8 protein-coding genes are annotated in these 13,930 nt (G+C 56.1%); 5 read left to right on the forward strand and 3 right to left on the reverse strand.

Annotated features, from left to right (window positions below; translation table 11 throughout):
- Window positions 1-259 precede the first annotated feature (259 nt).
- Window positions 260-1,813, forward strand: a complete 1,554-nt coding sequence (locus C7H10_RS13885; RefSeq protein ID WP_425269135.1) for a DNA recombination protein RmuC — start codon at window positions 260-262, stop codon at window positions 1,811-1,813.
- Window positions 1,814-1,817: 4 nt separating this feature from the next.
- A complete protein-coding gene (locus tag C7H10_RS13890; protein ID WP_244178288.1) occupies window positions 1,818-2,699 on the forward strand; it encodes a hypothetical protein in 882 nt (293 codons plus the stop codon).
- A gap of 27 nt (window positions 2,700-2,726) precedes the next feature.
- Here C7H10_RS13890 and C7H10_RS13895 read toward each other — a convergent pair whose 3' ends face one another.
- Window positions 2,727-3,746 carry an AraC family transcriptional regulator gene (locus C7H10_RS13895; protein ID WP_106695362.1) on the reverse strand — a complete coding sequence of 340 codons (1,020 nt, stop codon included), beginning with the start codon at window positions 3,744-3,746 and terminating at the stop codon, window positions 2,727-2,729.
- A gap of 189 nt (window positions 3,747-3,935) precedes the next feature.
- On the opposite strand from C7H10_RS13895, the gene C7H10_RS13900 reads away from it, so the two are divergent.
- Together C7H10_RS13900 and C7H10_RS13905 are read left to right on the forward strand one after the other, a co-directional pair.
- Window positions 3,936-5,006: a CaiB/BaiF CoA transferase family protein gene (locus C7H10_RS13900; protein WP_106695363.1), complete on the forward strand. Its 1,071-nt coding sequence runs from the start codon at window positions 3,936-3,938 to the stop codon at window positions 5,004-5,006.
- Between the two features lie 108 nt (window positions 5,007-5,114).
- Window positions 5,115-7,757 (forward strand): penicillin acylase family protein, encoded by a 2,643-nt coding sequence (locus C7H10_RS13905; protein ID WP_106695364.1) that lies wholly within the window; start codon window positions 5,115-5,117, stop codon window positions 7,755-7,757.
- A gap of 756 nt (window positions 7,758-8,513) precedes the next feature.
- On the opposite strand, the gene C7H10_RS13910 is transcribed toward C7H10_RS13905, so the two are convergent.
- Entirely contained in the window at window positions 8,514-11,663 is a 3,150-nt protein-coding gene (locus C7H10_RS13910; RefSeq protein WP_106695365.1) for a hypothetical protein, read from the reverse strand.
- A 377-nt stretch (window positions 11,664-12,040) separates the two neighbouring features.
- Between C7H10_RS13910 and C7H10_RS13915 the strand changes: the two genes are divergently transcribed.
- Window positions 12,041-13,555 (forward strand): fumarate hydratase, encoded by a 1,515-nt coding sequence (locus C7H10_RS13915; RefSeq protein ID WP_106695366.1) that lies wholly within the window; start codon window positions 12,041-12,043, stop codon window positions 13,553-13,555.
- Between the two features lie 43 nt (window positions 13,556-13,598).
- On the opposite strand, the gene C7H10_RS13920 is transcribed toward C7H10_RS13915, so the two are convergent.
- Window positions 13,599-13,922, reverse strand: coding sequence for an MGMT family protein (locus tag C7H10_RS13920; RefSeq protein WP_106695367.1), 324 nt, complete (start codon window positions 13,920-13,922; stop codon window positions 13,599-13,601).
- Window positions 13,923-13,930 lie beyond the last annotated feature (8 nt).

The following is a 13,930-nucleotide window of genomic DNA, read 5'->3' on the forward strand; positions in this document are numbered from 1 at the left end:
CCGATCAGTCGAGGGCGGAATTGAGATCAGCACAGGTAATGAGGGTTTAACGGGCAAAAAGTTCCGCGCTTGGGGTAGACTGGTCCGCTAACACTAACCATTGAAAATCTTTGGTGTTAACACGCTACGAAAGGAGTTTCACGCTGTGGTCGATACCCTGACCAATCTTATGGAGCTACGCCCCGAATGGCTGGCCGGCTGGATTATCACGCTTCTGGTGGCGTGCGTCGCCTTGTTTGCTGGCCTGGTCTGGGCCGCTATGACAGTGCGCAAAGTTCGTGCCGCGCTGGATCTGAAGGCACAGGAACTGTCGGATCAGAATGCTCGGTTGCGCGAATCGGATCAGGCTCAGGCGTTGCACCATCAACACGTAAGCCATCTGGAACAGCAGATAGAGCAGCAGCGGCAAACCCTGCTGGAGCGGGATAACAGTATCGAGACCTGGCGCCAGAAAGCCACCAGTCTGGAGAACCGATTGGCCTCTACAGATTCGGAGTTGGCCAGTCGCCGGGACCGGTTAAGCCAGCTGGAGCAGGAGAACCGGGATCTCCGACTGCGGGCTGAGAGCCTGAGCGATGAGTTCAACCAGCTGAAAGTGGAGCTCCGGGAACAACAGGTGACCCTGGACAAAGAGCGCCGCTCGGCAGCGGAAAAAATGGAGCTGCTTGAGAAAAACCGGGACGCTCTCAAACAGGAGTTCGAGAACCTGGCCAACCGCATCTTTGACCAGAAAAGTGAGCGCTTCAGTCAGCAGTCGAAAACCAGCCTGGATTCCCTGCTCAACCCGTTCCGGGACCAGCTCCAGGACTTCCGCAAACGGGTTGAGGATGTATACACCACCGAAACCCGGGATCGCCAGGCCCTGCGAAGCGAAATTAAATCGCTGCAGGATCTGAACCGCCAGATTACCGAGGAAGCCGCCAACCTGACTCGCGCCCTCAAAGGCGACAAGAGAGTTCAGGGCAACTGGGGGGAATTGATTCTTGAGCGAGTGTTGGAACGCTCAGGCCTGCGCAAGGGCGTGGAATACGAAACCCAGGGCAGCTACCGGGACGAAGACAACCAGCTAATGCGCCCCGATGTCATCGTACATCTGCCGGACCAGCGCAACCTGGTGGTAGACTCGAAAGTGTCACTGCTGGCTTACCAGCAGTGGGTAGTGGCCGAGGAAGACAGCGCCCGTGACGAAGCCCTCAAGCAACACGTAGAGGCGGTGCGCAGCCATATCCGAAGCCTCAGTGAGAAAGACTACAGCCAGCTTAATGGCCTGCATTCTCCGGATTTCGTGCTGCTGTTCATGCCAATCGAGCCAGCCTTTGTGGCAGCATTCCAACAAGACGAGAACCTGTTCGCAGAAGCCTTTGAGCGAAAGATTATTGTGGTGACTCCCACCACCTTGCTGGCAACCCTGAGGACCATTGAAAACATCTGGCGTTACGAACGGCAAAGCCAGAACGCCCGGCGGATTGCCGAGCGGGCCGGCGCGGTCTACGACAAACTTCGGGTGTTTGTGGAGGCTATGGAGCGCCTGGGCACCCAGCTGCACACGGCTCAGGGCACCTATGACAACGCCATGAATACGCTGACTCGTGGCCGTGGTAATCTGATCTCCCAGGCCAACCGGTTTGTTGAGCTTGGCGTTCGAGTTAAGAAGGAGCTACCCAAGGCCATTGTGGACCAGGCCGAGGTGGATGCGGATGACGAAGATGCCGATTCCGGCGAGCCGAAGCATACCGAGCTTGGCGCACCTACAGACGCAGGTAGCGACGCACCTGAGGTGTTGGAAGAAGGCACAAATGACAATCAGGAGTAGCGGTATGTTGTCACCCAGAATTTTAAGCCTGGCCGGTGGACGGTCGTTAATGGTCGGCTTGGCAATGGTGGCCTCGTTGGCCACGGTTTCTGCCCACGGGCAGTCGTTGGCGCCTGAACATGAGATCCGCCGCCTGATGCTGGCTACCGAAGAGGCCGTCGCGGCGGAGCGTTGGGGTGAGGCGAGCGAATACCTGAACCGTCTGCAGAAGATGGAAACCGAAAAGCCGGCGGATTATTTCTACTACCGTGGCCGAGCAATGTTGCAGGCCGGCCACCTCAACGAGGCACGGGCAGCCCTGGAAGCTTATGTGAGCAGGGCTGGAGTGGATGGACAGCACTACCAGCATTCACTGAAGCTGATCACCGATATTGAGAAAGAAAATCGCGCCAACGTTCGGGCGCTGGCCAACGGCAATGGCGAAGCCAAAGAGCCCGTGGCCATTATCGAACCGGCGGGCGGCCAGGAGCTGAAAAGCCTGCGCCAGCTGTACCTGGCCGACTCAGACCGGGAGGCGTTGACCATCCATCTCAATGCCCTCTTGGAAACCGCCGGCTGGCGCAGGGACAAAACCGTGGTGCGGTTGGACCGGCCAGCAGACATCCGGTACCGGGTGAGCGTTGCCAACGGTAACCTGAACATTCAGGAAATCACCCGGAACACCGATGATACAACCGTCCGGAAGTCTGTTTCGCTGCCGGTATTTGGCGTAAACCCACAGCCCCGTTGGGACTGTGAGCCCGCTGTAGGCGCCTGCTGGATTTATGATCCGAGGGATGGCTCCCGGCTGTTCCAGCTGGCTCAAAGCCGAAACCAGGTGAACGAGATTGCCCTGACCCTGGGCCGACTGATTCGCAACCTGCAGCAGGGCAGTTCCGGCTCCTGATCCGCACTGATTGCAAGGTCCTGGCCGTTATTCGGCCAGGTCACCCCGTTCGCCCTCCCGCCAGGCACCCGGGGTGACGCCGGTCCACTTCTTGAAGGCCCGGTGAAACGTTGACGGCTCCGTAAAGCCCACCCGCTCGGCAATATCGTTGATCGGCAGCTCCTGATGGCTCAGGTAGTAAATGGCCATATCCCGACGCAGCAGATCCTTGATCTCCTGGAACGACGTATTTTCCTGCTTGAGCCGCCGCCTGAGGGTTTGCGGGCTGGTGTGAAGCTCCTGGGCAATCCAGTCAAAATCCGGCATGGGCTTGGAAAAATCCCGGCCAATCAGCCCCCGAATTCTACCTGTCCAGGTGTTGCTTTCGTCCGGCCGGGATAACAGATCCGCAGGCGAGGTTTTCAGAAACTGGCGCATCTCCGGCTTGTCGCGAATCACCGGGGCGGAGAGAAAACGCTTGCTGAAGGTGAGGGCGATGCAGTCGGAGTCGAACGCCAGTGGGCAATGGAAGATATGGCGGTACTCATCGCCATGCTCGGGGCGGGGATAGTTGAACTCCGCCTTCTCCAGCTCGACCGGCTGGCCAATCAGCCAGCTGCCCAGGCGGTGCCAGATCACCAGGATGCTCTCGCGCAGGAAATAGCTTGGGTCGTGAATCTCGCCCTCGATACGGGCCACCAGCCGGGCGTTGTCCTCGTTAACTTCCAGTTCCATGCTCACCATGGGCTCAAACAGGCGGGAGAAGCGGAACGCCTGCTCGTAGACTTCTTCCAGCGTCTGGCAATTAATCACCAGGGCGCACATGGTGGCAAAGGTGCCGGTGCGGGCCTTACGCGGCCCCATGCCCATAAACTCGTCACCGGTGCGGTTCCAGATCACCTGCATCAGCCGGCTGAACTGGTCGCTGCTTACCCGGGCCATGTCTATGCGCAGCAAATCCGGCGAAATGCCGGCCTCCTGCAGCAGCGCACGGCTATCCAGCCCCAGGCGCTCCGCGCCGGAGAGGGATGCTTCAACGAAATGCTTTGAAACCGTAAGGGTAGACATAACCGGTGCCATTGATGGAAACGATGTTCATCATAAGTGCCCCGAGGGACAATGCAACCATCTGATTTCGCGAAAGATGGAAGATTCTGCCAATGGGAATGAAGGAACCGGCAGTTGGCCCCCTCTGCAAAACCCGGCAGCATGAGCCAAAGTACTAACAATACCTCAGATCAACCAATGGAGACGACCATGGCAGGCCCACTGAACACCCTGAAAATACTCGATTTCAGCACCCTGTTACCCGGCCCCTACGCCACCATGATGCTCGCCGACATGGGCGCGGAAGTGTTGCGTGTGGAAGCGCCGGACAGGGTAGACCTGGCCAAGGTAATGCCCCCATTTGATGGCAAGTTCAGCACCACCTTCTCGTACCTCAGTCGTGGCAAGCAGACACTCCAGCTCAACCTGAAACAGCCTGAGAGCGTGGAGAAGGTGAAAGAACTGGTCAAAGACTACGACATCGTAGTGGAGCAATTCCGCCCGGGTGTGATGGATCGGCTGGGCATTGGCTACGAAACCCTCAAAGCCATCAACCCGAATCTGATTTACTGTGCCATCACCGGTTACGGCCAGACCGGCCCCTACAAAGACCGCGCCGGCCATGACATCAACTACCTGGCTATCTCCGGCGTCGCCAGCCATTGCGGCCGCGCCGACAGCGGCCCACCACCCATGGGTATACAGGTTGCCGACGTGGCCGGCGGCTCTCACCACGCGGTGATGGGCATTCTCGCTGCGGTCATTCAGCGCCAACAAACCGGGCAGGGCGCCTTCATCGACATCAGCATGACCGACGCCGCCTTCTCCCTCAACGCCATGGCCGGCGCCGCCGCCCTGGCCGGCGGCCAGCCCCAGAAGCCGGAGAGTGGAATGCTCAACGGCGGCACCTTCTACGATTACTACCAGACCAGCGATGGCCGTTGGTTGTCGGTAGGCAGCCTGGAGCCGCAGTTCTCCGCGCGGTTGTGTGACACGCTCGGACTCAGCGAGGTGAAGAGCTTTGCCCTGAGCCAGAACCCTGAGCATCAGCAGAAGTTGAAGGCTGCCATTAAAGAGAAGATTGGAGCGAAAACGTTTGCCGATTGGCGGGCAATTTTTGCCGAGGTGGATGCTTGTGTGGAGCCTGTGCTGACGATCGAGGAGGCGGCGGAGCATCCGCAGATTGTGGCGCGGAGGATGGTGGTTGAGAGGGATCGGGGGGATGGTGTGGGGCAGCAGCAGTTAGGTTGTCCGATTCGGCATGTTGCGGCGTCAGATTAAAGAGTGAATTGGCGTTCATTTGCGGGCAAAAACTAAAGTCGTCTGCTAATTTGTGATAGTGAGTCAGGTTTTTGGCTCCTATCCAACAATTACAATGGACGATTTATTATGAGATGGCTAAGCGATAGTTCTCAACACGCCCACCTGGGGGTGTTGAAAGCTGCTGGAGTAATGCTTGCTTCCAGCATGTTGTTAGTCGGTTGTTTTGGCGGCAGCTCATCGGGTTCCGGTTCAAGTGTCGACGAAACGCTATTCCCCGCAGACGGTAAGTTCAACGCTACCATTCGCAGGACCACCAATGGCGTGCCTCACGTCAAAGCCGACAACCTCGCATCGGCGGCATTCGGCGCGGGTTACGCCCAAACACAGGACAATGTGTGTTTGCTGGCGGAGGCAATCGTCAAGGCCAGGAGTGAAAGAGCAAAGTACTTTGGGCCTGGGCCCGGAGATATCAACATCATCAACGATTTCAGCTTCAAGGCCCAGAAAATTCTGAGTGGTGCCGAAGCTGAATATCCGAGCCTCAGTAGTGAGACCAGAGCCCTCATCGAGGGATTTGCCGCTGGCTACAATAAGTATGTGAAAGAAACAGAGTCGGCAGATTTGCCTCCAGAGTGCCGGAATCAACCTTGGGTAAAAGAGATCACACCTGTTGATCTGTTTGCTCATTACCGGATCGTCGGTCAATACGCCAGTGGTGCTTTGTTTGCCACGGGAGCAGTATTCCTGGCAGTGCCGGACGGCGAATCACCTTCTCCAACACCGGTCATGAATGCGGCCTCACGAGATACCTCTTCCGATGAAATGCTTCGGAAACTGGTTGCAAACGCAACGTCAAACGCGGCCAATCAAATCGATTATCAGGATTTCGGGCTTGGTAGTAACGCCTGGGGTGTTGGTGGAGACCTGACGGAGCAGGGTAAAGGTGCGTTGCTGGCAAACCCGCATTTTCCCTACACCGGCCATAGGAGGCTATACCAAGTCCAGATGACCGTTCCTGGCTACCTGAATACCAACGGAGCGGGGCTTTTGGGTACCGCGATTCCATTGATTAATTTCAATGAGAATCTGGCATGGTCTCATACGGTAACCACGAGCCGCCGTTTTACGTTATATGAGTTGCAACTCAAAGACGGCGATAACTTCACTTACCTGAAGGATGGTCAGGAGCGGCCCATAACCTCAGAAACCTACAGAATCGAGGTGAACAACGGCTCTCCAACACCAACTATTCTTGAGAAGACGTTCTACTTCTCAGAGTATGGCCCTATGTTGGCCGCTGATGCGGTAACCAGCGGCGGCCTCCCCGCCTGGGGCGCAGCGGGTACTGCATACACCTATCGGGATGCGAATGCCTCCACTCAGCGGCTATTGGATACCTGGCTGCAAATGAGCCGGGCCAGTACTTTGGCTGAGTTCCGGCAAGTGTTCCAGAATTGCGGCACCACATTCTGGACAAATACCACCTACGCGGATGATCAGGGCAACGCCTATTACATTGACAGCAGCTCGGTGCCGCATCTTTCGGATGCTGCGCTGGCGGTTGTAGATTTTAAGCGAAAGGTCAGCCCCGAATACAATCAGCTCTTTAATGCAGGCCTGACTTTGCTGGATGGAAGTAAGTCCCGCGATGATTGGGTAGAGGGTGAATGCGGCGGTTTGGTGCCCTATGAAAAACGACCTCAGTTACTTCGTACCGATTGGGTGCAAAACTCCAATGACAGTTACTGGGCAACCAACCCGGATGCTTTCCTGACAGGGTTTTCCCCCCTCTTCGGCTCAGAAGAAACGCCCCTGAACCCAAGAACCCGTATCGGCATCAAAATGTTGCAAAACCCTTCTGATCCGGGATTTGCTGCCGGCGCGCCGGCTGGGCAAGATGGGAAGTTTGGGGCGATTGATCTGATCAACGTGATCTACAACAACCGTACCTGGTACGCAGAGGAGTTCCTGCCCGAGTTGCGGGACCGTTGTACGTTGATTGGTAGCGACCCCGTGAATCTTTCGGGCGGTGGCTCCAGGGCTGTGGAGGAGGCCTGTGATGTCCTGCAGGACTGGAATGGCGTATATGATGTGGATAGCGTTGGCGCCCATGTGTTCCGGGTATTTATTGCTAACTACCGGAACAGTTTTGGGGCGGACCTGACCGTTCCGTTTGATCCTAGCGATCCCGTTGCAACCCCCGCGTCGCCGTCAGAAGCTACTAAAGGTACGGCGGATGATGCAATGTTGATAGCGCTTGCCGAAGGGCTTGAAGCTCTGGATTCCGTTGGAATTGCCTACGATGTGGCGCTCGGACAGGTGCAATACTATCAGCCGAGCGGTGGAGTGCCGCCTGGTGGTACCCCAGTTGAGCAGCTTCAGTCGTTTCCCTGGCATGGAGGTGACGGGACTATCGATGGCGCCTTTAATGCGATTGGTGTAGTGGCCTCGCCTGTTGCCGAAGACACGGTATTTCCAAGGATTGCCCCTTCGACCATTGGTAACACGGCGGGGCTTTCTGATCAGCCTGGCGAAGGTTGGTTGATGGCCAGAGGGACCAGTTGGCATTTCGGTCTGGAGTTCACAGACGAGGGCCCTCAGGCCTATGGACTGGTGAGCTACTCCCAGTCGAGTGATGAGGGATCACCATACTTCAATGATCAGGGATTGCGTTACTCGGAGAAGGATTATCGGAAGCTGTACTTCAGTAATGGTGAGATTGAGGCGAATCTCATTCCCAACGGGACAGTCCAGATCATGACCGAGTAAAATGGGAAGGGCGGACTTGTTAACAAAGGCTGCCCGTGTTCTTGATAGTTAGAGATATGAAAAAGAAGCGACCGAAAAGGCCGCCTTAGATTACAGGCCCTCGCCATCGCGGCGGGGGGCTGTAATTGGGGCATCGACGTTTCTGAGGTTGCCCCCTGCTCAAGGGCTGGCTCTGCAATAACACGAATTAGAGGTCGTGAGTCACGATCGCTGTTCCTAGACAACCACCTACTACGCTCAGCAAAATTGATGAGTACATCGATCTGGAATGCATCCGGGAACCCTTTTGGTACTCTTGTTGCTCAAGTTGTTTTTTGGGGGACAGCCTGAGAGGCATTTCAGGGAGCAGCAGCTGTATTGGGTGACAGGTCAACGTAGCCTATTCCTTGTACTTGCGACTCAACTTTGCAGACGAGATTCCCTATGCGTTTACGCCGAGCTAGAAATGCTGGCGTGGACTTCGTGCTAGCAGCCTCTAACAGGCGATCTTTGGTGAGGATGTCATCCAAGCGATGCTGAGCGGTCTTGTTGGTGATGACGTCTTCTACGCCGAGAGCATGCAACTAACGACAAATGCCAACGAAAAAACGGCTTGAAATAGGAGTAGGTTAAGGTGGCCGCTTACTTCCATGGTCTGGAAAGTACTATTGGGAGGAGGCGCGGGACTAAAAGAAAAAAGCCCCCTGTTAACTACAGGGGGCTTGGGTTGTAAGGGAGCTCAAATACTTCCTAGTTCAAATTGTTTTAACGGATCAATTAGTCCTGCGGCGGCGCGTTTACTGTGCCGATCAGGGCAATTGTCTGAGCAATCATCGTGCCAAATGTTGCCTGAGCTTCTTCTGCACTGCTAACGACTTCTCCGCCTGTAGCGATAGAGCGATCCTTCAGTACATCACCGGCCTCTGCGATACTCTCTTGCGGGAGGACCGGTGTGCCGTGCACGCCACCTTGATACCTGGTGATCATCGGCAGGTTCAGTGGCAGGTCGGTTGGGGTAGCTCCCATGACGAAGGCTAGAGCTTCAGAGCCCGAAAGGGGAGCTGCCGGCGACTGAACTCGAACGCCATTCGGGAAGGTGATGTTCAGCGGAGCGTTGTCCTCACCGAACCGGACATCCGCAGCGTTTGGCGTTGTGCGATCACCGGCTATTTGAGCAAGAACTGTGTTCGAAACAGCAAGCTCATTAGCAAAGTTGATCGGATCAACTGAGTCCAGCATGGCCTGATTTACGTAGAAGAAAGTCTCCAGATTCGCGTCGCCCTGCTCAAGGCCCGCAGCTGCCCGCAGACCGCCCAAAATCGTGGGCGCGAAACTGGGCGAGTTTTCCAGCAAGCGAGTCGTGCCTGCTACGGGTGTCAGTAGGTGGGCTCCGGCAACGAACAAGTCCGGATTGCCACTGGCTGTGGCTGCGCCGACGAAAGCGCCGCCGTTGAGCGTGCCAAGAGAGTGTCCAATGAACGTCACGCCGTTTTTGGTGACTCCTTCTAGGCTATTGATCGTGGCTGTCAGGTTCATCAGATCGATTGCACCCTGACGCAGAACGTCACGTGAGTTCATGAAGTTTGTGAGGTTGATGAACAATGATCCTGAACTACCTACTCCAGACTCGAAGTTCATGGCTATCGGGTTGCCATCAGGACCGGCGGTGAAGCCGTAATGGCGCTCATTGATACCCTCAACAGCGCCTGTTGCTGTGCTAGCCGCCGCCAGGCCAGGAATGGTGCTTCCAGCATTTGCGACAGTGTTGTCGAGAGAGAAGGCACCACCAAGACTTTGAGCGGCCTCTGGTCCGCATTGCGGTGTCTCATTGCCCTCAATAGAGAGGACGTTCGCCACTGCCTCTTGGAAGGTCCGTTCAGCGGAGGGAGCAATGCCTTCGTGGAGGGCTGCCTCACACTGAACCACTGGAGTTTCCCCTGAGGTGTCGAAAGCGATCGACTGAAGAACCAATCCGGGGAACTGTCTCGCAATAATTGCGTCAATAGTTGCCTGAACCTGCGGAGTAACAATTGGATCCCCATTCTCATCCTCAGTTGGAGCAGGCACCAGGCCGCCTTGGACCAACAATGTCAAAGCGAGACTTTCCTGATCATCTCTGGTGAACGGCGATACGCCGTGCAGTGGTTGATCGATTGCGAAAACCGCTAAGTTCAGGCCCTCACTCTGTGCTGCTGCAACGAGCTGAGTGCCGAACGCAAGAGCTGCGCTGCGGTCGGTGGTGATGCCGTGTTGGAAGATCACTGGGATCAGTGGATCGCCCTCAGCTGTTGTCGGGTCGGCGTCAGCTGGAGTAATGACCAGCATTGGAACTTCGACCTTGCCTTGCAGTGTTGGGAAAGGAAAGTTGTAGTTCAATACATTTGAAACATCAGCGTCTTGCTGGGGGATTGTCGCCCCCAGCGCTTCACCGAGCACCGCTGCAAGCGGAACGTCAGGGCGCCAGCTTACAGTTCTAAGAGTTGAAGTTGACCCGGTTTGAGTGCTGTCCGGAACGGCGACATATTGTGGCAGCTCAATGAAGCCTTGATGCACATCCACTTGGCCTGGCTGAACGTTCAAAGAAGAGAGTACCGCAGAAACCGAAAGCGCATCATTGGTGCTGTTAATGCCAATATTCTCAATGGCCTTGGGCTGAGGGAAAGACAGCTGTGCGTCTGCAAGAACGCCATCGAGTGAAAACTTCACCAGTGCGCCAACGCAGTTGAATTGATCGTCGAACGAGCCTAGCGGTGTGTCAAAAGGCGGTTCGTCGCATGGGGCCAGCCCATCGTCTTCCAAAGCAATGCTTGGTTCGAAGTTTGCCAGAGCAGTACTAACGGCCCCGAACACGGTGGCGAAGTCGCTGGCTCCGTCCTTAACCGCAGCTGAGGCGGCACCAACGGTTACAGAGCGTCGGAGCTGGTCGGAGATCCAGTTGGCCGGATTCGCCATGTGACTTAGGACTTTCTTGTCTTCGCTGGTGGTAAAGCTGTAAGAAAGAGCGATGTTGCTATCGGTCAATGCCGGCATACCAAGCGCTGCGCGAGAGCTGTTATTGAGAGCGAAGTAGTTGGTGCCGATGTTTTCCCAGAAGCTGTTGATCAAGGTCCGCACTGGATTGAGAGCGGAGTTTCCAACTGGCTGATTTTCGTCGGTCAGGTTTTGATAAGCTGGAGAGGCAACGATCGCCTCTCCACTGATGTCCTTGATACCGTTGGTGATAACGACCACGTGCCTGCTAAGCGGGTTTAGTGGTTTGTTGGGTCGAATTCTGATCGCGGAGTCGCCATCAAGCTCAAGCACATCGTGGTCATAAGCTGGTGAATTGGCGAGTTCGACCAAGTGAGCTATCGCTGCGCCTTGATCCCGCCCGCTTAGATCTCGGCCGTTACCCAGTGGATTCTGCCCGGCGGCAACTTGAAAAGTAATTGCTGAAGGAATGGTCGGTGGTTCGCCGATGCCAAGCGCACGAACGGGTTCTCCGCTAGCGTACTGAACCTCAATAAGGAATACATTCTGATTAGGGTTCGGTATTACAGGCAGCTGCCCTTCTTGGCCAGCAGCAGGATTGGGGATAAATGCTCTGGAGTCTACCGTGCTAGCGTCGATGTCGCCGCTAAGTCTTACCACTGCAGGGGCCACCGTAGACGCCCCACTGAGATTATTTAATGCGGCGATGACAGGGTTGGTCATATCGCCAGCTACACCAAAAGAGCCATCTGCAGCTTGCTGGTCGAAGTTGAGGTCCGATGGAACAGGGATTTGACCAGTTAGAGGGTTGAATACCGGCCAGGTTTTCCCAGTAAAATCTGGATTGCTGATCTTATAATCCGGATTCGCATTACCCCCATCGCCGGCGCTATCGAAGCAACCAGTCAACCCAAGGGAAGAAGCCACGGCAAGACTTATTAGAGTTTTCTTGAACATGGGTGGAACCTTTTCCTGTTGTTGTGTCGTTATATCCGGCGTAGACGGAACCGGTCGGCCCCTGAATTCCGTGCTTTTGCCTGTTCTGCTTTTACGAATTCGTTCGTTGTCTGAAATTGTAGCCAGCACTTGAGCCAATTTCTGTAGCTTTGACTATAGCGACAGTCTGGCAAGTGTTGATCAGCCAAAAGTGTGATTCTGCTTTCGGAATCCCTCCTCGCACAGTCGGAGTGGCCTTTCTGAAAAATAGTGGGCACTGGCGGGTTTGTCGAGTCCTATCGAGTTCATTTCTGGTAAACTCACGCATCCTTATACAAGCAGGGGCTACCAGGGTGGCTCCGCACATTTCCGATAATCAGAAAGCTGATGAGGCGACTATGACCACTGTTATCCGCCAGGACGACCTGATCGAAAGCGTAGCCGATGCGCTGCAGTTTATTTCCTACTATCACCCCAAGGATTTTATTCAGGCTGTGTACGAGGCCTATCAGCGCGAAGAGTCCCAGGCTGCCAAGGATGCCATGGCCCAGATCCTGATTAATTCCCGGATGTGTGCCCAGGGCCATCGCCCGATCTGCCAGGACACCGGCATTGTGACCGTATTCGTGAACATTGGCATGGATGTGAAATTCGAGTGCGACATACCGCTGGACGACGTGATCAACGAAGGCGTGCGCCGTGCTTACACCCACCCGGACAATGTTCTTCGTGCCTCCGTGCTGGCCGACCCGGACGGCAAGCGCCAGAACACCAAGGACAACACCCCCGCCATCATCCACTACAAAATGGTGCCGGGTAACACGGTAGACGTGCACGTGGCAGCCAAGGGCGGCGGCTCTGAAGCCAAGTCCAAGTTTGCCATGCTGAACCCGTCTGACTCGGTGGTGGACTGGGTGCTGAAGATGGTGCCCCAGATGGGTGCCGGCTGGTGCCCGCCTGGTATGCTGGGTATCGGTATTGGTGGTACTGCCGAGAAGGCGATGGAACTGGCCAAGGAAGCCCTGCTGGACCCAATCGATATTCACGATCTGCAGGCCCGTGGCGCGTCTAACCGCTCTGAAGAATTGCGCCTGGAGCTGTTTGAGAAGGTCAATGAGCTGGGCATTGGTGCCCAGGGTCTGGGTGGTCTGACCACGGTTCTGGATGTGAAGGTGAAGGACTTTCCGACACACGCGGCCAACAAACCGGTGGCGATTATTCCGAACTGTGCCGCTACCCGCCACGCGCATTTTGTGCTGGATGGCTCTGGCCCGTCTCTGCAGACACCGCCGAGCCTGGACGACTGGCCAGAAATCACCTGGGAAGTGGGCGAGAACGTTCGCCGTGTAAATCTGGACACCGTGACTCCGGAAGACGTGAAAGACTGGCAGCCCGGTGAAACTGTTCTTCTGTCTGGCAAAATGCTGACTGGCCGTGACGCCGCCCACAAGAAGATGGTGGATATGATCGAGCGTGGCGAGGAGCTGCCGGTGGATCTGAAAGGTCGCTTCATCTATTACGTGGGCCCGGTTGATCCGGTGCGTGAAGAAGTGGTTGGCCCGGCTGGCCCCACTACCGCCACCCGTATGGACAAGTTTACCGACACCATGCTGGAGAAAACCGGCCTGACCGGCATGATCGGTAAAGCCGAGCGTGGCCAGGTTGCTATTGATGCGATCAAGAAGCACGGCGCGGTATACCTGATGGCGGTGGGCGGTGCGGCTTACCTGGTATCCAAGGCGATCAAGGGTGCCGAAGTGGTGGCCTTCGAAGAGCTGGGTATGGAAGCCATTTACGAGTTCGAAGTGGAAGACATGCCGGTAACCGTAGCGGTGGATTCCCGTGGCAGCTCCGTGCACCAGACCGGCCCGGTTGAGTGGCACGACAAGATCATTGCTGCCAAAGCGGTTTGATCTGAGTCTTTGTTAGTCTCGGTGGCAGCCTTGGGCGTTCGGCTCAGGGCTGCCACTGAAAGTCCTTCATCTTTACCTTTCCTTTATACACCTCCACCCCCTCCAGTCTCAGCTTCTCGGTTTGAAGCTGGCAGGTTTCTGTGCCTCCAGGAAAAGCGATCTGGCCGTTGCTGCGGATAACCCGGTGCCAGGGGATGCTGTGGCCGGCGGGCAGTTTGCCCAGGGCCCGGCCAACAAAGCGCGCCTGGCGGCCCAGGCCGGCCATGGCGGCGACCTGGCCGTAGCTGGCCACTTTTCCTTGCGGAATGGCGGCCACTACCTGCCAGATTTTCTGCTCTTTTGTCGGTTCTTTGTCGAACTCGTCCATTCAGAGCC

The organism is Marinobacter shengliensis, assembly GCF_003007715.1.
Classification (GTDB): Bacteria; Pseudomonadota; Gammaproteobacteria; order Pseudomonadales; family Oleiphilaceae; genus Marinobacter; species Marinobacter shengliensis.